The sequence below is a fragment of the Luteimonas sp. Soil_C_5 genome, assembly GCF_057656615.1.
Genome location: NZ_JBDGKA010000001.1, coordinates 698,154 through 717,163 on the forward strand (window position 1 = coordinate 698,154; position 19,010 = coordinate 717,163).

The following is a 19,010-nucleotide window of genomic DNA, read 5'->3' on the forward strand; positions in this document are numbered from 1 at the left end:
TAACGTGTGGCGTCCGGCCTGCCGGACCGATCCGAATTCCAAGACGAGGACACCGCCATGCGCGCAGCCCCCCTTCTGACCGCCCTGTTGACCGCGCTCGCGCTCGGCGCCTGCAGCAACGAACCGCCTGCCGAACCGGCCGCCGCGCCGATCGCACCGGCACCGGCTGCAGTGCCCGTCGAGCCGGAAGAAGCGCCGGTCAGCGGTTCGCTCGCCGCGCGCGAAGCCGCATCCGAGCCCTCGTCCACGCTGGACTTCGACTGCGAAGGCATCCGTATCACCGTCGCCTACGAGAACGACGACACCCTCGCGAAGTTCGTCGTCGACGGCGCCACGCTGTCGCTGGATCGCGAGGACGCCGGATCCGGCGCGATGTACGTCGATGCCGAAGGCAACCGCTTCTGGGCGCATGCCGAAGACGAAGCGCGGCTCACCCTGGTGGGCGACCACGAGCGCAACTGCCACCGCGTCTACTGAGCCCCACCGGGTGGAGGCTGCGCCTCCACGGCGGCCGCTTTAAGCTCGGGCTCCCCGCGTCGATTCCGGTCCCACCAAGGCAAGGAGACGACCCATGCGCTGGCATTCACCCATCCTCGTCGCCGCGATCGGCTGTGCGCTGATCGCATGTTCACCCGCCGAGGCGCCACCCGATGCAACCGCGCCCGACCCTGCGGGCAGTGCAAGCGGCGAAACGCCGCCGGATCCCGAAACGCCCAGCACCGATGCGGCGCCGATGCCGCAGGTGATCCATTACGACTGCGAGGGCACGCCGGTCGACGCCTCGTTCGACGGCCGCAACCAGGCCACCGTGTCGGTCGACGGCGTCACGCTGGTCATGCAGACCGAAGAAGCCGCGTCCGGCGCCAAGTACACCGACGGTGCCGGCAACGTGTTGTGGACCCGGGGCAATTCGGATGCGCTGCTGATGCGTCCAGACCAGCCAGACCGCAGCTGCACGGGATCGCCCGCAGCGCCCCTCTGAAACCTTGATCGCCCTGGCTGCGCGTGACGCGTGGCCAGGGCGTTTCTGCGCGCTGATGTCGTGGCAATGCGGTCCGGAATCCGCAGAATAGTGTTTGAAACCGGGCATCCACCGCATCGACCGACCATCGTCTAGCAGGCATCGCGCGCCGATGCCGTTACGCTGGGCCGCCGTTGCGACCCGGTGTCCTCCATGTTCCAGCGCGCCACGCGCCTGTCCGTTCGACTGGTCGAACGTTATCTGCCCGACGCCTACGTCTTCGTCTTGATCTTCACCGCGCTGGCTTTCATCGCTGCCTTCGCGATCGAACAGACCTCCCCGCTTGAACTGGTGCGTTACTGGGGCACGGGCTTCTGGGAGCTGCTCGGCTTCTCGATGCAGATGCTGCTGGTGCTGGTGACCGGCTTCATTCTGGCCAAGACGCCGCCGGTCAAACGCGGGCTGACCTGGCTCGCGTCCCGCTGCCGGACACCGCGCAACGCGATCGTGGTCGTGACCCTGGTTGCAATGGCAGCGAACTGGATCAACTGGGGATTCGGCCTCGTCATCGGCGCGCTGTTCGCACGCGAGGTCGCGCGCCATGTGCGCGTCGATTACCGCCTGCTGGTCGCCAGCGCGTATTCCGGCTTCATCGTCTGGCACGGCGGCCTGTCGGGTTCGATCCCGCTGACGATTGCGACCGAAGGCCATTTCATGCAGGAGGCGATCGGCCTGATCCCGACCGCCGAGACGCTGTTCGCACCGTTCAACCTGTTGATCATCGCCCTGCTGGTGATCGCGATTCCGCTGATCAACCGGGCGATGACGCCGTCCGAACAGGACACCGTGCTGTTCACGCCGCCGGACGATCCGGAGCCGCCGACACTCGCCGACGACGCCTCGCCTGCCGACCGGATCGAACACGGCTGGGTGCTGTCGGTCGCGGTCGGCGTGGCCGGTCTGGTGTTCCTCGCCGATCACTTCATCGCCGGCGGCGGGCTCAACCTCAACATCGTCAACTACGGCTTCCTGATGCTGGGCATCGTGCTGCATCGCACGCCGGCGCGTCTGCTGGCCGCGCTGCAGGAAGCGATCAAGGGCGGCGCGGGCATCGTGATCCAGTTCCCGTTCTACGCCGGCATCATGGCGATCCTCGTCGGCTCGGGCCTCGCGACGACGATGTCGGAATGGTTCGTGTCCTTCGCCAGCGCCGACAGCCTGCCGTTCTGGACCTTCCTGTCGGCCGGCCTGATCAACATGTTCGTGCCGTCGGGTGGCGGTCAGTGGGCGGTGCAGGCGCCGGTGATGATTCCGGCCGCGCAGGCGCTGGGCGCGGATCTGCCGCGCGTGGCGATGGCGGTGGCCTGGGGCGATGCCTGGACCAGCATGCTGCAACCGTTCTTCGCGCTGCCGCTGCTGGCGATCGCCGGCCTGAAGATCAAGGACATCATGGGCTACTGCCTGATGCTGCTGTTCGCATCGGGCGTGATCATCGGCCTGGTGTTCCTGCTCGTGTGACGCCGCCGCCGTCGCGCCCGGGTGTGGCGCGACGGCGGCAAGTTCCAACGCGATCAGTCCGCGTGGCGCTCGGCGATCGTCTCGAGGCGCGCGTCGAGTTCGGCCCGCGGCCACCAGCGTCCGGCCGCCATCACGCCAACCGGTGTGGCGGCATGGACGAGATCCTCGCGTGGATCACCGGCCAGCAGCACCAGATCCGCGCGCCGGCCCACAGCCACCGTGCCGAAGGCATCCGGCGTACCGAGCGCTGCGGCCGCGTTGCGGGTGCCGGTCACCAGCACCTCGTAAGGGCTCAGTCCGGCGGCCTGCATCATCGCCATCTCGCGATGGATCGAATAGCCCGGCACGTTGAAGAACTGCGGCGCGTCGGAGCCGAGCACGATCGGCGCGCCGCCCTCGTGCAGCGCCTTCAGCAGGTCGCGTCGCAGATCGACCAGCGCCGCCGCGGCGTCGGGCTGGAAGGTCTCGCGCGCGGCGTACTCCTGCTTCGCACGGCGCCAGCGTTCGCGCACCGACGTCGGCATGTAGCGCATCTCGGGCCACTGCAGCATCGTCTCGGCCGGCTCGGGCGAGGCCATGTGCTCGACCAGGGTCAGCGTCGGCACGTTCCAGGTGCCGGCATCGCGCGTACGCGCCACGGCCTCGTCGATCCGCCCACGGTCGACCCGGTGCACCCAGCCGCTGCCGAACCAGCCGGCCTCGCGTCCGCCCATATCGGTACCGGGCGGCACGAGAAATTCGACGTAGCGGTCCAGATGGTCGATCGACGCCTGCTTCGCATCGAGCGCCGTCTCCAGCGGCACGCCTTCGGGAATGTGCCCGGCGAACGGAATCCCGAGCGACTGCGCGGTCGCCACCATGCGCGGATAGGTGTCGGCCGGAATGCTGCCCAGCTTGATCAGGTCGAAACCCGCGGCATGGTGATCGCGCACGTCCTGCGCAACGGCATCGGCATCTTCGCTGCGCAGCCACGGGCTGGCGACCACCAGCGTGGGACCGTCGACCTCGCCCGACGCGATCCGTGCACGTAACGCGGGATGCGAGACATCGCCCGACATGTTGCGCACCAGGGTGACACCGTTGGCGAGATACAGCGCCAGGGTGTCTTCGACATAGACCGGATCGTCACTGCCCGGCACATGACCGTGCATCTCGGCAAGACCGGGCATCAGGACATGCCCTGCACCGTCGATGCGCGTGGCGTCATCGGGCACCTGTGTATCGTCGGCCGCACCCATCGCCACGATGCGGCCGTCGCGCACAACCACCGTCTGCGCCGACAGACGTATATCGCGATCCATCGGCAGCACGTCGACATCGACGAACGCGAATGTCGACGTGGCCTGGGGCGTACTCTGCACTGCGGCATCGCGCGCGCATGCAGGGGCCACGGCGCAGGCCAGAGCCGCGGCGGCGAACAGTGCCCTCATGCGTCCGGCGTCGCGTGCAACGCGACGTTGAGCTGGTCGATCACCACGATCCAGTCGGCATCCTCGATCCGCTCCTCACGCAGCAGCTGGGCCTGGGCATCGGACCAGAACGGCGCTTCTTCCAGCCGCGTGTCCGCGGGCAGCGGCGCGTGGGTGGCGATGAAGGTGCGGATGGACGCTTCGTCGTCGGGCAGGCCCAGCTGGGCGAACAGCTCGGAGAACGGATGCACGGTCTGATCCATGATGTTTCCTTCGGAGTGTGTGGCTCGAGCCTAACGCCCCCGACGTCAACGCAGCCTGGAGACGCGTTGCGCGCTCCGTTCCACACATGAAAACGCCGCCCGCGCAGCGCGCGGACGGCGTCGAAGTACAGCGTGATCCGCGACTAGCGGACGACTTTCTTGGCGACCGTCAGGCCCAGCACGAACAGGATCACGGCGATGATGATCGCGGCCCAGAACAGGAACTGTGCGATGCCCATGGAAGCACCGGCCACGCCGCTGAAGCCGAGCGCGCCGGCAATGAGGCCGATGACGGCGAAAATGATGGCCCACTTGATCATGTTGGTCTCCTGAAAGCGTTCGATGCGGCGCAGGCTGCGGCGCGTCTTCGGCCCGAAGTCTGGAACCGCTGCGGTGCTGCCAGCGTGAATGCAGACGTCAACGCACCGTGGATTCGATGCGTCGCGTGCGTCGCCACAAGGCGATCGACACGCACGCCAGCCACGCCACGATCAGGGCGATCACCGTTTTCTGCGCCAGACCCCGCGGCGCGTCCCGCCAGGCGGCGAGGACCCAGATCGATGCGAAGCACACCGTGGCCCACGGCAGCGCCCACGCAGCCACCACGCGCCACGCGGGATCGACGCGGAAACGCAATGCCTGCAGCACCATGCCCGTCGTGGAGAAGAGAAACGCGCCCTGCGCCGAGATGCCGTGGACCAGTCCTTCGAACGAGCGGTCCACGCCCGGCAGATCCATCCAGGCATAGGCCGTCGTGATCAGGGACACGCCGCCCAGCACGAACAGCAGCAAGGGCGCGGCGCTGCGCGCCTGCGGGTGCAGCGCATGCCGCAGGCCGATGGCCAGCGCGATCATGCCGATCGACAGCATCACGTAGGCAGCCTGCAGCAGGGGCCCCCAAGTGCCGATCAGATACAGGCTCATCTGGCTGTGCACGGGATCGAGCTCGGGCCGGCGCAGATGCAGCACGAACGCACTCGCGACGAATGCGCCCAGCGCGGCGAACGCCGCGGCGGCCCAGCGATGCGAGACACGCCGGTCGTGACTTTCGGTGGAAATCGGAGCGGAGGACATGACGCGGCGGCGCGGACACGAGGGCCCGCCATGCTACCCACGCGGCGCCGTCACGTCGCCCGACGATCCGCCATGCACGATGCGGCCAACGCCACTGCCCGACCGCCCATGACACGTGACGCCCGCGTCCGCCACGCCGCGACCCGACTGCCCGGCGTACGCGTCGACAGCTGCAACCTGCCGCTTCGCGAGCCCGACGGCGAAGGATTCATCGGCGACCGCGCCAGCCAGACCGCGTTCCGGGCCCTGCTGGACGAGCGCAGGCGCCAGCACTTCACCGGCGATCGCGATCCGTTCGGCCGCACGCCGACGCACGCCATCTCCAAGCGCGATCTGGATCTCGTGCTGATCGGCGGCGATGCCGATGCCGCGCATCTGGTGCATGCCGCGATCGAGGACCACGCCGAGCGTCTGGCGGATGTCGTGCGCTGCTTCCTGTCGCAGGACGACTGGGCCGGTGTCAAACGGATCGTCATCGGCGGCGGCTTTCCGGGCAGTCGAGCGGGCGCACTGTCGGTGCGGCGCGCCGCGCGCCTGCTCAAGCTCGGACGCGCCGGTGTCGACCTGTCGTTGCTGCGCCACGATGGCGACGATGCCGGTCTGCTCGGCTGGGTCCCACTGGCACCGGCGCACGCGCTGCGCGCGGACGCCTTTCTGGCCGTCGACATCGGCGGCACCAACATCCGCTGCGGCATCGTCGCGCCCCGCCTCGATCAGCGCGACGACGGCAGTCGCGCCACGGTGCTGGAACGCTCGCAATGGCGCCATGCCGACGACACGCCCGACCGGGATGCGGCGCTGACGCGCATGGCCGCGATGCTCAACGGGCTGATCGCCCACGCCCGCACGCTGGGGCTGCGGCTGGCGCCGTTCGTGGGTATCGCCTGCCCCGGCGAGATCCTGCACGACGGTCGCATCGCGCACGGCGCGCAGAATCTGCCGGGCGACTGGGAGGCGGGTGACTTCCGCGTCGCGGATGCGCTGGGCGCGCGGCTCGATCGCATCGGGCGTCAGATGCCCCGCGTGTGCCTGCACAACGACGCCGTGGTCCAGGGCCTGAGCGAACGTCCGCGCATGCAGTCGGTCCGGCGCTGGGGCGTGCTGACCATCGGCACCGGCCTCGGCAACGCCAGCTACACCAACCTGCCGCGCTGAACCGCTGGAATCGTCCGCTCCGGGGCCTTCGAGTCCCGGTGGTATGCTCGATGCTCGATTGACACCCGAACCGCGCGCCCGCGCGACCTGAGCCGTCGCCGCTTCGCTTCCCTCCATGCGTGACCGCCCGTCAGGGCAACGCTCCCGAAGGAAGTGCCGTGCCCGGTTATTCCACTCTCGTTTCCACCGTCCGTATCGGCGACCGTCCTTATCGCCTGCGGATGCTGGCCGATCTCCAGCAGTACGCCGATCCCGATGGCCTCGGCACGCGCATGGGCATTTCGTCGGCGCAGTGGCCGCTGTTCGGCCATCTGTGGCCGTCGGGTCGCCTGCTGGCCGAAGTCGTCGACGACATCGCCATCGCAGGCCGACGCATTCTCGAGATCGGCTGCGGCATCGGGCTGTCGAGTCTGGTGCTGCAGCGCCGCGGCGCGGACGTCGTCGCATCGGACATGCATCCGCTGGCCGGATCCTTTCTAGCCTACAACTCGGCGCTCAACGCGATGGAAGCGGTGCACTACCGGCATCTGAGCTGGGATGCGCCGCTGGAGTCGCTGGGCACGTTCGATCTGATCATCGCTGCCGACGTGCTGTACGAACGCGGCCACGCGACGCTGCTGGCCGGTGTGGTCGCGCGTCATGCCAGGCCTGCAGCCGAAGTGCTGATCACCGATCCCGGTCGCGGCCATAGCGCGGCCTTCGGACGCCTGCTCGCCACGCAGGGTTTCGACGCCACCGAAACCCGGGCCGCACTGGACGGCGATGGCGATGTCGCCCCGCGCGGACGCGTGCTGCGCTACCGGCGCACGGGTGCCGCCGCGTGAGTGATGGCCCCGACCTCTGCGCACGCTGCGACGCCGTCTGCTGCCGCCTGACCGTCGTCCTGCAAGCGGGCGACAACGTGCCGGCGCGCTTCACCGATGTCACCGACGCGGGCCTGCAGGTGATGGCGCGCGATGACGAGGGCTGGTGCGTGGCGATCGATGCCGCCCGCATGTGCTGCTCGATCTACGAATCACGGCCCGACGTCTGTCGCCGGTTTGCGATGGGCGGTCCGTATTGCCTCGACATACGCGCCGAATACAAAGACCTCGGCGAACGCGGCATCCCACTAACGATGTACTGATGGAGCGCATGGCATGACGAGTCCGAAGAAGCCCACCCAGGGCGGAGGCACCCGGCACCTGTTCGCGGGCGCGCGCACCGCGACCGAACGTGCGTCGTCGATGACCAGCGAACGCATCGCCGAGGACATGGCGCGCTTCCACAGCGGCGGCGGCAACATCGAGGTGCTCGGCACCACGCGCACCCTCACCCGCCTCGACGAGAACGCGCCGGATGTGCCCGCGCCGGCCGGGCCGGGACGCGGCAGCCGCTGACGTTCTGTGGGCACCCGCGCGTCGACGACGGCGCGTGGATGTCGCGCGCCCGACACTGTGCTGCCGCCTGCTGGAGCACTGCCGATGTCATTGACCCCTGCGATCGAAGCGCATGACGCGCTGCCGCTGCGCGACCGCGTGGTGGTGATCACCGGCGGCGCGCAGGGCATCGGCCGCGGCATCGCCCAGGCCGTGCTCGGCGCCGGCGGCCGCGTCGCCATCGGCGATCTCGACCGCGATGCCGGACGCGCCTGCATCGCCGAGTGGCAGGTGGACGACCGCGCATGGTTCGCACCGCTCGACGTCGCGCGTGAGGCATCGGTGCGCAGCTTCATCGACAAGGCCCTCGTTCGGTTCGGACGGCTGGATGGACTGGTCAACAACGCCGGTCCTGCTGCGCCGACGGTCGACGACCTCGCCTCGCTGCCGCTGTCGGAGTGGCGCCGGTTCATCGATGCCCACCTGACCGGCGCCTTCCTGTGCTGCAAGCATGGCCTGCCCGCCCTGCGCGAACGCGGTGGCGCGATCGTCAACATCACGTCCAGCCGCGCCCTGCAATCCGAACCGCACACCGAACCCTATGCCGCGGCCAAGGGCGGTCTGGTCGCGCTGACCCATGCACTCGCGATCAGCGAGGGCCCGGCGGTCCGCGTCAACGCGATCGCGCCCGGCTGGATCGTCACCGACGACTGGCGCAAACCCGCCGCGCGCCGCACGCCTGCGCTCTCGCGGCGCGACCACGCGCAGCATCCCGCCGGGCGCGCAGGACGCCCGGACGACATCGGCGCGCTGGCCGTGCATCTGCTGGGCCCCGCCTCCGGCTTCATCACCGGCCAGACCTTCGTGGTCGACGGCGGCATGGGCCGCAAGATGCAGTACGCCTGAAGCGCGACGACATGGCGCTCACGCTCCGGGCCCGCACCTGAATCGCGGATCTGCCGTCGTCCGGATTTCATGGGCGCTTGCCATCTCCACTGACAGCATCGCCTCCACGTCATCCGCGAGGAGCACTTCCCATGAATTCGATCCGCACACTCGCCTTCGTCGGCGCCTTGGCTACGCTCGCGACCGGCGTCGCGCATGCACAGTCCTATGGCCCGCAGGATGAAGGCCGCCGCTTCAATGACGGCAGCCGCGTGGTCTGCCAGGACGTCGAAGCGCGCCGCAGCGCATCCGATCCCAACCGTGTCGGCGGCACGGCCGCAGGTGCGGTGATCGGGGGTCTCGTCGGCAACCAGATCGGCAGCGGCAGCGGTCGCAAGATCGCCACGGTCGGCGGCGCAGTGGCCGGTGGCGCGATCGGTCGCAACGTCCAGGGCAACCGTCAGGAAGCGCGCGGCGACCGCGTCGTCGAGACGCGTTGCGATCGCGTCTATCGCTGACCTCCCAGCAGCGGTCTCGTAAAACCAGCCGCCGCGGTCATTCGCGGCGGCTTTTTCATGCGCGCCCGGACGCCACGCACGCTGAACAAAAGCATTTGACGCAACGATGCTTCCCGCCAAGCGCCATCGTTCCACGTGCGTCACCAATGCAGAATCACCGCTTCGCCGACCATCGGCCACCACTGGAGCCCCAGATGTCCAACGCATTTCTCGAGACGGCCCGCCGCCGCCGTACCCAGTACAGCCTCGGCCCGACCCTGCCCGCCCCCCAGGACGAGGTGACGGCGCTGATCCAGGAGGCCGTGCGTGAAAGCCCGTCGTCGTTCAATTCGCAGAGCTCGCGCGCGGTGATCCTCTACGGCGCGCAGAGCCGGACGTTCTGGAACTTCGTCAAGGACGCGCTGCGCGAGGTGGTGCCGGCCGATGCCTTCGCCCAGACCGAAACCAAGATCGACGGCTTCGCCGCAGGTGCCGGCACGGTGCTGTTCTACGAAGACCAGGACGTGGTGGCGGACCTGCAGGCGAAGTTCCCGCTGTACGCGGACAACTTCCCGGTATGGTCCGAGCACGCGACCGGCATCGCGCAGTACGCGGTATGGACTGCGCTGGCCGATGCGAACATCGGCGCCAGCCTGCAGCACTACAACCCGCTGCCGGACGCAGCCGTCGCACGCGAATGGGATCTGCCGGCCAGCTGGCGCCTGCGCGCGCAGATGCCGTTCGGCTCGCACGAAGCGCCGATCGGCCCGAAGACCTACATCGACGACGCGACGCGCTTCCGCGTCCACGGCTGAAGCCGGCTCCAGCCGGTGGTGGCGCCTGCGTAGAATCGCAGGCCCTGCCACCGCTCCGGAGTTTCCGTGATCCATCGACCCCGCATCGCCCCGCTCGCCCTCGCGCTTGCCGGCAGCCTGCTGTTCGCCGGCTGCGCCTCGACATCGCCCGCGCACGCGCCGGCCCATGCAGCGAACGCGACGGCGGCGACGCCGGTCTCGGCATTCTTCGATGGATTCACCGACGACTGGATGCGCCGCCAGCCGAGCGCCTCGACCGCGAGCCGCTATTTCGACGGTGCGGTGCAGGTCGAGATGGATCGCCAGCTGACCCCGCAGACCGAGGCGTTCCGTCGCGACACGCTGGCCCTGGCCGAGCGTGGCGTGGCCGAACTCGCGCGGTTCGATCGCGCCTCGATGGGCGATGTCGAGCGTGTCTCGGCCGAGCTGATGGACTGGCAGCTGCGCAGCTTCATCGAAGGCGACCGCTACGACGATTACGGATTCCCGCTGCAGCAGTTCAGCGGCGCCAACGTCGGCCTGCCGAACCTGATGACGGTTGTGCACCCGGTGCGCAGCGCGGACGATGCCCAGAGCTATCTCGCGCGGCTGGGCCAGTTCGAAGCACGCATGGACGAGGCGACCGCACGTGCGCACGCACTGGCGACCCGCGACATCCTGCCGCCGCGTTTCATCCTGACCGCGACCATCGCGCAGATGCGCCAGTTCATCGATGCGCCGGCCGCGCGCAATCCGCTGGTGACCACGTTCGCCGAACGTCTGCAGTCGGTGGACACGCTGGACGCGGCTGCGCGTGAGGCGCTGGTCGCCCAGGCCACGCAGACCGTGCAGGCCGGCGTGTATCCCGCGTGGACGCGCGCGATCGCCGAACTGGAAGCGCAGCAACCGCGCGCCACCGACGACGCCGGCCTGTGGCGCTTCGACGACGGCGCCGAGGCCTACGCCTACCATCTGCGGCGCTTCACCTCGACCCGTCTGGGCGCCGAAGAGATCCACGCGATCGGCCTGCGCGAAGTGGCGCGCATCGAAGCCGAGATGGACACGATCCTGCGTTCGCTCGGTCGCACCGACGGCAGCGTCGAAGTGCGCGCGGCGCAGCTGCGCAAGAATCTGGCCTACAGCAACGACGACACCGGCCGCGCCGCGATCATGGCCGACATCGACACGATGATGCGCGATGCCGAACGCCGCGCCGATGCGCTGTTCGACATCCGCCCGAAGGCGGCGGTGATCGCGCAGCCCTATCCCGAGTACCGCTGGGCCAGCGCCGCTGCCAGCTACACCGCGCCGCCGCTCGACGGTTCGCGTCCCGGCGTCTACCAGATGCCGCTGCGTCCGGACCGGCTGACCCGTTTCGGCCTGCGCACGCTGGTCTACCACGAGACCGTGCCGGGGCATCACTTCCAGGTCGCGCTGTCGGTCGAGAACGACAAGCTGCCGAAGTTCCGCCAGGTGCGTGCGCTGGGCGGCATCTCCGCCTTCAGCGAAGGCTGGGCGCTGTACGCCGAACGCCTGGCGGCCGAGGAAGGCTGGTATGAAGGCGACGCCGAAGGCCGTCTCGGCCAGCTGGACGCCGAACTGTTCCGCGCGCGCCGCCTGGTCGTCGACACCGGCCTGCACGCGATGCGCTGGACGCGCCAGCAGGCGATCGACTACGGCATTCCCGCGTCGGAGGTCGACCGCTATGTCGTCATGCCCGGCCAGGCGACGTCGTACATGATCGGCCAGCTCGAGATCATCCGTCTGCGCGACAAGGCCCGCGATGCGCTCGGCGAGCGTTTCGATCCGCGCGCCTTCCACAACCGCGTGCTGCTGACCGGCGTGGTGCCGCTGGAACTGCTGGAGCGCGAGGTCGACGCCTTCATCGCGCAGGCCTCCGCCAAAGCGGGTTGAGGCTGAGGCGGACGTGCACCGGTGTCGCACCGGGCACGTCCGCCGCGCTTGTTAGACTGGCCGGCCACTCGCAACGGCAGGCACGATGACCCCATCGAAGGCGGCAGGTCCCTCATCCCCTCCTCCGCGCAGCGCGGTCACGCGTCTGCTCAACGTCGTCGAATGGCTCGGCAATCTGCTGCCGCATCCGGTGACGCTGTTCGCATTGCTGTCGGGTCTGATCCTGCTGCTGTCGGGTGTACTGGGGTACTACGGTGTCTCGGTGCCGGATCCACGGCCCGAAGGCACGGCCGGCCGCTCCGCTGACGGGATCATCCACGTCATCAGCCTGCTCGATGCCGAGGGGCTGCGCCGCATCGTCACGGGTCTCGTGACCAACTTCACCGGCTTCGTGCCGCTGGGCACGGTGCTGGTCGCGATGCTCGGCGTCGGCATCGCCGAGCGCTCGGGCCTGCTGACGGCCGCGATCAAACAGCTCGTGCTGGGCGCGCCGAAGAACCTGGTGACCGTGGTCATCGTGTTCGCTGCGGTGCTGTCGAACACCGCGTCCGAAATGGGCTACGTCGTGGTGATTCCGCTGGCCGCGGCGATCTTCCACGCGCTGGGCCGGCATCCACTCGCGGGTCTTGCAGCGGCATTCGCCGGCGTGTCCGGCGGCTACAGCGCGAACCTGCTGATCGGCACGGTCGACCCGCTGCTGGCCGGCATCACCCAGGAAGCGGCGCGCCTGATCGATCCCGGCTACGAGGTGCATGCGGCAGTCAATTGGTACTTCATGATCGTCAGCACATTTGTGGTGACCGGCCTCGGATGGTGGGTCACCACTTACATCGTCGAACCCAAGCTCGGTCCCTACGATGCCACCCAGCTCGATCCGGACGCCGAGCCGGTCAGTATGGCGCCGCTGGATGCGCTCGAGCGCCGTGCACTGGGCTGGGCCGGCCTGAGCGCACTGCTCGTCGCTGCGGTGATCGCGGCGCTGGTCATCCCCAGCGGCGGTCCGCTGCGCATGCCCGGTATCGACGACACGCTGGGCAGCCTGCGTCCGTTCCTGACCGGCATCGTGGTGCTGGTCGCGGTGTTCTTCGCGATTCCCGGCATCATCTACGGCCGCATCGTCGGCACCATGCGCACCGACCGCGACGTCATCGATGCGATGGCGAAATCGATGTCGACGATGGGCCTGTACATCGTGCTGGTGTTTTTCGCCGCGCAGTTCGTCGCGTTCTTCAACTGGAGCCAGCTGGGTCAGGTGATGGCGGTGCTGGGTTCGAATCTGCTCCAGACGATCGGGCTCACCGGGCCGCTGGTGTTCCTGGCCTTCATCGTGATCTGCGCGATCATCAATCTGTCGCTGGGCTCGGCGTCGGCGCAATGGGCGGTGACCGCGCCGATCTTCGTGCCCATGCTGATGCTGATCGGCTACAGCCCGGAAGTGATCCAGGCGGCGTACCGCATCGGCGATTCGGTGACCAACGTGATCACGCCGATGATGAGTTACTTCGGGCTGATCATGGCCTTTGCCGCGCGCTACAAACGCGACCTCGGCGTGGGCACGCTGATCGCGATGATGCTGCCCTACTCGATCGTGTTCTTCGTCGGCTGGACGCTGCTCTTCTTCATCTGGGTGTTCGCACTGGGGCTGCCGGTCGGACCGGGTGCGCCGACCTACTACACCCCCGGTTGATCGACGTCTTCTGAAGGCACGCAGGATCAAGCGCGGCAGCGCCCCTGGTGGCGCTGCCCGCCGGCGGCCTGGTGCGCGGCGTGGCAGGCTGCGGGCATGACGGCCACGGCGGCCGTCCGACAGGAGACCCAATCCATGACCGCACGCGCCCGCCTCACCGCCAGCACCACCAGAGACGATTACCGCGTCGCGCTGGAGGACGGCGCAGGCCATCTCTGGCACGCCGACGAGCCCGCAGCGCTGGGCGGTGGCGATACCGGCCCGACGCCCGACCAGTTGCTGCTCTCGGCCCTCGGCGCCTGCACCGCGATCACGCTGCGCATGTACGCCGCGCGCAAGCAGTGGCCGCTGGAGGGGGTCGAGGTCGAGCTTGCACTAGATCCCGACGGCAAGCCTGCGGCCGGAACCGACATCGCGCGCACGATCACCCTGCGCGGTCCGCTCGATGCAGACCAGCGCGAGCGCCTGCTGCAGATCGCCAATGTCTGCCCGATCCACAAGCTGCTGACCGGCGAGGTGCGGATCGCGAGCGCGTTGACCGCTTGAACCCGCATCCGCGCTTGTCCTTGCGCGTTGTTGCCCACAACAGAAAAGGGCCGGGAAATCCCGGCCCTTTCCGTCGATCAATAACGCGCCGGGATTACCAGATCCGCACGCGGTCTTCCGGTGCCACCCACAGCGCATCCTGCTCGGTCACACCGAACGCGTCGTACCAGGCGTCGATGTTGCGCAGCGGTGCGAACGCGCGGATGTGGCCCGGCGAGTGCGTGCCGTTGACCAGCTGCTGACGCAGCGCGTCGTCGCGCCACAGGGTGCGCCACACCTGGCCCCAGCCCATGAACAGGCGCTGCTCGCCGCTGAAGCCGTCGATCTCGGGTGCCGGCTTGCCGTCGAGCGAGCGGCGGTAGGCTTCGAGCGCGATCGTCAGGCCACCCAGGTCGCCGATGTTCTCGCCCATCGCCACGCGGCCGTTGATGTGCATGCCCGGCAGCTGCGGGAACTCGTAGGCCTCGTACTGGGCGCCGAGCTTGGCGGCCTGGGCTTCGAACTTCGCAGCGTCGTCGGCCGTCCACCAGTCACGCAGCAGACCCTTGCCGTCGGACTTGCGGCCCTGGTCGTCGAAGCCGTGGATGATCTCGTGGCCGATCACGCCGCCGATGGCGCCGTAGTTGACCGCGGGATCCGCATCGGGATCGAAGAACGGCGGCTGCAGGATCGCGGCCGGGAACACGATCTCGTTCTTGACCGGCGAGTAGTAGGCGTTGACGGTCTGCGGGGTCATGCCCCACTCGGCCTTGTCGACCGGCTGGCCGATGCGCGCGCGGCGGAAGTCCCACTCGAACGCCATCGAACGCTCGGCATTGCCGAACACGTCGCCGGCCTGCACGTCGAGGCCGCTGTAATCGCGCCACTCGTCCGGATGACCGATCTTCAGGCCGAAGTTCTCCAGCTTGGCGTGGGCTTCGCGCTTGGTGTCGTCACCCATCCAGTCCAGCTGGTCCAGACGCGCGCCCATCGCCACCTTCACGTTGGCGACCAGCTCGTCCATCTTGGCCTTGGCGTCGGCCGGGAAATACAGCTCGACGTAATCGCGGCCGATCGCCTCGCCCATCGCGTTCTCGGCGAACGAGATGCTGCGCTTCCAGCGCTCACGCTGCTCCGGTTGGCCGGACAGGAACTTGTTGCGGAACTCGAAGTTCGCGTCCTCGAACGCCTTCGACAGCAGCGGCGCCGCGTTGTCGGCGGTGTGGAACGCCTGCCAGGCCTGCAGCGTGGCGACGTCGGTGTCGGCGAAGATCGCCGCCATCTTCGGAATCGCGGTGTCCTGGCGGACGACGGCGCGCGGCGCCTGGGTCACGCCGGCGGCCTCGAAGAACGTGGCCCACGGGAAGCCCGGCGCGGTGGTCTCGAATGCGGACAGTTCGACCGGGTTGTAGGTCTTGTCGCGGTCGCGGCTTTCGGCGCGCGTCCAGTGCGCGTCGGCGATCTTGGTTTCCAGCGCGAGGATGGCTTCGGCGTTCTGCTGCGGGTTGTCCCAGCCGGACAGCTCGAGGATCTGCGCGATGTAGGCCTGGTAACGCTCGCGCTGCGGCGCGAAGTTCTCGCGCAGGTACATCTCGCGATCGCCGAGGCCGAGGCCCGACTGGCTCATGTACAGCGTGTAGCGGTCGGGATCGCGCTGGTCGTCGGAGACGCCGACGCTGAAGAAGCTGCGGCCGAATCCGCCGTGGCTCTCGCCCATCAGCGTCGCCAGCGCGGCATGGTCACCGGCTGCGCGGATCGCGGCGAGCTTCGGCGCCAGCGGCTGCGCGCCGAGCGCTTCGATCGCGGCCTGGTCCATGAAGCCCGCGTGCAGCGTCGCGACCTTGGCGCGGTCGGCGTGCGCGGTGTCGGCAGCGTCGTAGCTTTCGACCAGCTGGCGCACGCGCGCCTCGGACAGGTCGCGCAGGATCAGGAACGCGCCGTAGCTCGACTTGTCCGACGGAATCTCGGTGGTGTCGGCCCAGGTGCCGCTGACGTAGCGGAAGAAGTCCTCGCCCGGGCGGACGCTGGTGTCCATACCGGCGGTGTCGATGCCCCAGCTGCCCATGCGCTGTGCGGCGATCGGCGCGTCGGCGCTGCCGCCGCTGGTGCCGGACTCGGCCTGGAACAGCGTCTGCAGCTGGCACAGGTCATCGAGACAGGCGTGGTCATGGTCGTGGGCAACGGCGGACGAGGCCGCCATCGTCAGCGCGACGGCCGTGGCCGCGGACAGCAGGGTCTTCTTCAAGGTCGATCTCCGGAATGTCGTGTCAGGCCGGTGTCGCAGTTGCACGCGAAACCGGTCGCCCAGCATACCGGGCCGGGTGGACGCATCGCTTCGCCGCACACCCAACCAATGGCACTCGCGGCTGCGGCGATCGCGGGTTCATTGCGGTTTGACACCGGAATTCCGGGGTTTCGCGTTCGCCACACGACCGGTCGTCGTGCGCAGGAACGCCGATGCAGGGGAGATCGCACCGGTGGTGCGTGGTGTGTGGCCACATCCGGCAAGGCGCATGCGGCTGCGGGCGCGATCCTGCTCGCCGATGGGCCCATGCGACCCCTCTGCCTGCGCACGCCGCCCGCAAGCGTCGTCGTGGCCGGTTGTGGTCATGCGTGACGCGCATGCGGCACCGGTCGGGAACCCGGCTTGCGACGCCTCACGGCACTGCGGTGTCGCAGCGACGAACGCCGCATGACGTTCGGGTTCGACCCCACCCGCCCGACACGCAACGCATCCGCGGCTGCGTGGGATCAGTCGCGCGCGAGCACGCGAACGCGCTGGGTCAGAACGTGCGTCTGTCCCGGTGCGAGACGGACGACGTCAGGTCCCGCGTTCGCGGCTTCAAGGCACAGGAAACCGCGCCAGGCGCCGTCGTTCATATCGCTGCTGCGCTCGGCCGAAGCCTCGCCCGGATTCCACACCACGAGAGACCGGCTGCCCGAGGTCACGAGTTCGATGCGCCGGTGGAGACCGGGGTCGTCGAGGCGATAACGGCCACCGGCATCGGCGTAGATGTAGTCGCTGCGCCCGGGATCGCGCGCATCGTCCAGCGTCCAGTCCCCGGTCTGGGTGTGAGGCGCGTAGCCATCGTTCTTGTCGAGAAACTGCAGCCCGTCGACGCCTTCGAGCTGGACGCCGGCCACGTCCGACACGCGGAAATAGCTGTGCAGCGCCTGCGTGAACGCGACCGGGGCGTCACCGGTGTTGGTGGTTTCGAGCGTCTGCTCGAGCGTGCCACCGATGCGCAGATGCATGCGCAGCGCCAGACCGAGATCGGCATAGGTCGGGGGCGCCAGCGTCAGCGCCACGCTGCCGTCGGCCTCGCGCGCGGCGTCGACGAGCTGCCAGCGCACCGTGCGCACGAAGCCGTGCGAGGGCACCTCGTTGCTCTGGCCCTGGCGGCCGAAGAACGGCCAGATCACCGGCACGCCGCCGCGGATCGCGGCCGGTGCATCGGCCAGGCGCGGCGACAGCCACAGCAGGTCTTCGCCGCCGGTCGGCACATAGGACAGCAGATGGCCGCCATGCAATGCGATGGCCGCGCGCGCGTCGGCCGTTTCGACCAGCACCGCCGGATAGCCGGCGAAGCTGCCGATCCGCACGCCGTCCACATCGGGCGCAGCCGTCGCTGCCGCGGGCGCGCCGGCAGCGGTGACTTCTTCGGCGTAGCGCGCAGGCGTGGTGAAACGGGTTTCGGTGATGGCTGCGGATTCGGTCATGGCATCGGTCTTCGGAGGCGTGGTGTTCGGCCGGGCAGCAGCGCAACCAGCGAGCGCGGCGATCAGACAGGGCAGCAGCAGGCGGACGGCACGGTGCATGGCAGGGCTCGTGGGAAACCGGCGCAGGGTAACGCAGGACACGCGGCCGGCATCGCGGATGCGGCAACACGGTGTGCCGGAATCGATGCGTCGCGTCGCCTCCGCGCGATCTAGGCTGCAGGTCCGGTCCCGTCGAGCCACCGCCATGACACTGCGCCCTCTGCTGCTGTTGAGCCTGCTGCTGTCCATCCCTCTGCCCGCTTTCGCGCAGGACGACGCACCGAAGATCACCGTGCTTTACGACGCCTTCGGCGACGACCCCGCGCTCGAGAAGGACTGGGGATTCGCCGCGCTGATCGAGGTCGACGGCCAACGCATCCTGTTCGACACCGGCAACGATGCGGAGACGTTCCGCAGCAACGTCGCGGCGAAGGGCGTGGATCTGGCCGACCTCGATATGGTGGTGATGTCGCATCGCCACGCCGACCACATGGCCGGTATCTCGGTCGTGCTGGAAGCGAATCCTGACGTCGTGATCCACGCGCCGCAGGAAGGTTTCGGCATCTACGGCTCCTCGCTGCCGTCCAGCTTCTATCGCAAGGACGACGCCCTGCCCGCGCGCATGCGCTACTTCGACGGCGCGCCGCCGGAGACGCTGCAGTTCGGCAGCGCCTGGTCCGGCGCCAAGCTTCAACCTGTGGCGCAGACCACGGAAATCGCGCCGGGCGTCTGGGTGATTGCGACGGTGTCCGATGTGCCGGGCACACGTGAACTGCGCGAGCTGTCGCTGGCCGTGCGCACGCCCGAAGGCCTGCTGCTGGTCGTCGGCTGCTCGCATCCGGGGTTGCCGGTGATCGTCGCCGAAGCGGCGAAGCTCGATCCGGACATCCACCTCGTCATCGGCGGCTTCCACTACGTCAATGCCGATGACGCGGCGATCGCCGGCGTCGTCGAGGCGCTGGCCCCGTACGACATCGACTTCATCGCACCCGGGCACTGCACCGGCGAGGCGACATTCGCCGCCCTGCAACGCGCCTATGGCGATCGCTATCTCTACGCAGGTCTGGGCGCGACGCTGGTGCTCGACAGCGCCTCAGGTCCCGACCGTCCACGTGGCGCGGCCGCCGTGTTCGACGATGCGGAGCGAACCGCCTATCGCGCGCTCGCGCTGCACGGCGACCACGTGCACGACCACAGCGCGGGCCGCTGAC

Annotated in this window: 20 protein-coding genes; 14 read left to right on the forward strand and 6 right to left on the reverse strand. The window is 68.8% G+C overall.

The features are described from left to right. Positions 1–57 precede the first annotated feature (57 nt). From AC3A5K_RS03420 to AC3A5K_RS03430, 3 genes are all read left to right on the forward strand, one after another. The gene (locus tag AC3A5K_RS03420) at positions 58–477 is read left to right on the forward strand and encodes an MliC family protein (protein ID WP_487616090.1); all 420 of its coding nucleotides are present in this window, start codon (positions 58–60) and stop codon (positions 475–477) included. Positions 478–571: 94 nt separating this feature from the next. Continuing rightward, positions 572–982 carry an MliC family protein gene (locus AC3A5K_RS03425; RefSeq protein ID WP_487616091.1) on the forward strand — a complete coding sequence of 137 codons (411 nt, stop codon included), beginning with the start codon at positions 572–574 and terminating at the stop codon, positions 980–982. 192 nt (positions 983–1,174) lie between these two features. Then, a complete protein-coding gene (locus AC3A5K_RS03430) occupies positions 1,175–2,479 on the forward strand; it encodes a short-chain fatty acid transporter (RefSeq protein ID WP_487616092.1) in 1,305 nt (434 codons plus the stop codon). Between the two features lie 53 nt (positions 2,480–2,532). Here AC3A5K_RS03430 and AC3A5K_RS03435 read toward each other — a convergent pair whose 3' ends face one another. The 4 genes from AC3A5K_RS03435 to AC3A5K_RS03450 all read right to left on the reverse strand — a co-directional run bounded on the left by AC3A5K_RS03435 (position 2,533) and on the right by AC3A5K_RS03450 (position 5,225). Next, positions 2,533–3,870: an amidohydrolase family protein gene (locus AC3A5K_RS03435; protein WP_487616093.1), complete on the reverse strand. Its 1,338-nt coding sequence runs from the start codon at positions 3,868–3,870 to the stop codon at positions 2,533–2,535. A gap of 35 nt (positions 3,871–3,905) precedes the next feature. Then, positions 3,906–4,151: a DUF2789 domain-containing protein gene (locus tag AC3A5K_RS03440; protein WP_487616094.1), complete on the reverse strand. Its 246-nt coding sequence runs from the start codon at positions 4,149–4,151 to the stop codon at positions 3,906–3,908. Positions 4,152–4,294: 143 nt separating this feature from the next. After that, entirely contained in the window at positions 4,295–4,471 is a 177-nt protein-coding gene (locus AC3A5K_RS03445; protein WP_394000035.1) for a DUF1328 domain-containing protein, read from the reverse strand. A 97-nt stretch (positions 4,472–4,568) separates the two neighbouring features. Beyond that, complete coding sequence (locus tag AC3A5K_RS03450; RefSeq protein WP_487616095.1) at positions 4,569–5,225, reverse strand: DUF998 domain-containing protein; 657 nt, start codon at positions 5,223–5,225, stop codon at positions 4,569–4,571. A gap of 108 nt (positions 5,226–5,333) precedes the next feature. Here AC3A5K_RS03450 and AC3A5K_RS03455 point away from each other — a divergent pair, with 108 nt between their 5' ends. From AC3A5K_RS03455 to AC3A5K_RS03500, 10 genes are all read left to right on the forward strand, one after another. Beyond that, positions 5,334–6,380, forward strand: coding sequence for an ROK family protein (locus tag AC3A5K_RS03455; protein WP_487616096.1), 1,047 nt, complete (start codon positions 5,334–5,336; stop codon positions 6,378–6,380). A gap of 158 nt (positions 6,381–6,538) precedes the next feature. Then, entirely contained in the window at positions 6,539–7,204 is a 666-nt protein-coding gene (locus AC3A5K_RS03460; protein WP_487616097.1) for a class I SAM-dependent methyltransferase, read from the forward strand. Continuing rightward, on the forward strand, positions 7,201–7,506 hold the full coding sequence (locus AC3A5K_RS03465; protein ID WP_487616098.1) for a YkgJ family cysteine cluster protein: 306 nt from the start codon (positions 7,201–7,203) through the stop codon (positions 7,504–7,506). The genes AC3A5K_RS03460 and AC3A5K_RS03465 overlap by 4 nt, the downstream gene beginning before the upstream one ends. Before the next feature lie 13 nt (positions 7,507–7,519). Then, a complete protein-coding gene (locus AC3A5K_RS03470; RefSeq protein ID WP_487616099.1) occupies positions 7,520–7,759 on the forward strand; it encodes a hypothetical protein in 240 nt (79 codons plus the stop codon). Positions 7,760–7,843: 84 nt separating this feature from the next. After that, positions 7,844–8,644, forward strand: a complete 801-nt coding sequence (locus AC3A5K_RS03475) for an SDR family oxidoreductase (RefSeq protein ID WP_487616100.1) — start codon at positions 7,844–7,846, stop codon at positions 8,642–8,644. A gap of 131 nt (positions 8,645–8,775) precedes the next feature. Continuing rightward, complete coding sequence (locus AC3A5K_RS03480) at positions 8,776–9,141, forward strand: glycine zipper 2TM domain-containing protein (RefSeq protein WP_487616101.1); 366 nt, start codon at positions 8,776–8,778, stop codon at positions 9,139–9,141. Positions 9,142–9,335: 194 nt separating this feature from the next. Next, positions 9,336–9,935, forward strand: coding sequence for a nitroreductase family protein (locus AC3A5K_RS03485; protein ID WP_487616102.1), 600 nt, complete (start codon positions 9,336–9,338; stop codon positions 9,933–9,935). Between the two features lie 66 nt (positions 9,936–10,001). Then, positions 10,002–11,828, forward strand: a complete 1,827-nt coding sequence (locus AC3A5K_RS03490; RefSeq protein ID WP_487616103.1) for a DUF885 domain-containing protein — start codon at positions 10,002–10,004, stop codon at positions 11,826–11,828. 85 nt (positions 11,829–11,913) lie between these two features. After that, entirely contained in the window at positions 11,914–13,515 is a 1,602-nt protein-coding gene (locus tag AC3A5K_RS03495) for an AbgT family transporter (protein ID WP_487616104.1), read from the forward strand. 135 nt (positions 13,516–13,650) lie between these two features. Beyond that, positions 13,651–14,061: an OsmC family protein gene (locus AC3A5K_RS03500; protein ID WP_487616105.1), complete on the forward strand. Its 411-nt coding sequence runs from the start codon at positions 13,651–13,653 to the stop codon at positions 14,059–14,061. Positions 14,062–14,155: 94 nt separating this feature from the next. On the opposite strand, the gene AC3A5K_RS03505 is transcribed toward AC3A5K_RS03500, so the two are convergent. Beyond that, on the reverse strand, positions 14,156–16,285 hold the full coding sequence (locus AC3A5K_RS03505) for a M13 family metallopeptidase (protein WP_487616106.1): 2,130 nt from the start codon (positions 16,283–16,285) through the stop codon (positions 14,156–14,158). A 506-nt stretch (positions 16,286–16,791) separates the two neighbouring features. Then, on the reverse strand, positions 16,792–17,859 hold the full coding sequence (locus tag AC3A5K_RS03510) for a D-hexose-6-phosphate mutarotase (protein ID WP_487616107.1): 1,068 nt from the start codon (positions 17,857–17,859) through the stop codon (positions 16,792–16,794). Between the two features lie 145 nt (positions 17,860–18,004). On the opposite strand from AC3A5K_RS03510, the gene AC3A5K_RS03515 reads away from it, so the two are divergent. Continuing rightward, complete coding sequence (locus AC3A5K_RS03515; RefSeq protein WP_487616108.1) at positions 18,005–19,009, forward strand: MBL fold metallo-hydrolase; 1,005 nt, start codon at positions 18,005–18,007, stop codon at positions 19,007–19,009. Position 19,010 lies beyond the last annotated feature (1 nt).

What these genes read in the sequence shown, in the direction of transcription:
- AC3A5K_RS03420 (WP_487616090.1), top strand. Translation starts at nt 58, where the DNA reads ATGCGCGCAGCCCCCCTTCTGACCGCCCTGTTGACCGCGCTCGCGCTC.
- AC3A5K_RS03425 (WP_487616091.1), top strand. Translation starts at nt 572, where the DNA reads ATGCGCTGGCATTCACCCATCCTCGTCGCCGCGATCGGCTGTGCGCTG.
- AC3A5K_RS03430 (WP_487616092.1), top strand. Translation starts at nt 1,175, where the DNA reads ATGTTCCAGCGCGCCACGCGCCTGTCCGTTCGACTGGTCGAACGTTAT.
- AC3A5K_RS03440 (WP_487616094.1), bottom strand. Translation starts at nt 4,151, where the DNA reads ATGGATCAGACCGTGCATCCGTTCTCCGAGCTGTTCGCCCAGCTGGGC.
- AC3A5K_RS03445 (WP_394000035.1), bottom strand. Translation starts at nt 4,471, where the DNA reads ATGATCAAGTGGGCCATCATTTTCGCCGTCATCGGCCTCATTGCCGGC.
- AC3A5K_RS03450 (WP_487616095.1), bottom strand. Translation starts at nt 5,225, where the DNA reads ATGTCCTCCGCTCCGATTTCCACCGAAAGTCACGACCGGCGTGTCTCG.
- AC3A5K_RS03455 (WP_487616096.1), top strand. Translation starts at nt 5,334, where the DNA reads ATGACACGTGACGCCCGCGTCCGCCACGCCGCGACCCGACTGCCCGGC.
- AC3A5K_RS03470 (WP_487616099.1), top strand. Translation starts at nt 7,520, where the DNA reads ATGACGAGTCCGAAGAAGCCCACCCAGGGCGGAGGCACCCGGCACCTG.
- AC3A5K_RS03475 (WP_487616100.1), top strand. Translation starts at nt 7,844, where the DNA reads ATGTCATTGACCCCTGCGATCGAAGCGCATGACGCGCTGCCGCTGCGC.
- AC3A5K_RS03480 (WP_487616101.1), top strand. Translation starts at nt 8,776, where the DNA reads ATGAATTCGATCCGCACACTCGCCTTCGTCGGCGCCTTGGCTACGCTC.
- AC3A5K_RS03485 (WP_487616102.1), top strand. Translation starts at nt 9,336, where the DNA reads ATGTCCAACGCATTTCTCGAGACGGCCCGCCGCCGCCGTACCCAGTAC.
- AC3A5K_RS03495 (WP_487616104.1), top strand. Translation starts at nt 11,914, where the DNA reads ATGACCCCATCGAAGGCGGCAGGTCCCTCATCCCCTCCTCCGCGCAGC.
- AC3A5K_RS03500 (WP_487616105.1), top strand. Translation starts at nt 13,651, where the DNA reads ATGACCGCACGCGCCCGCCTCACCGCCAGCACCACCAGAGACGATTAC.
- AC3A5K_RS03510 (WP_487616107.1), bottom strand. Translation starts at nt 17,859, where the DNA reads ATGCACCGTGCCGTCCGCCTGCTGCTGCCCTGTCTGATCGCCGCGCTC.
- AC3A5K_RS03515 (WP_487616108.1), top strand. Translation starts at nt 18,005, where the DNA reads ATGACACTGCGCCCTCTGCTGCTGTTGAGCCTGCTGCTGTCCATCCCT.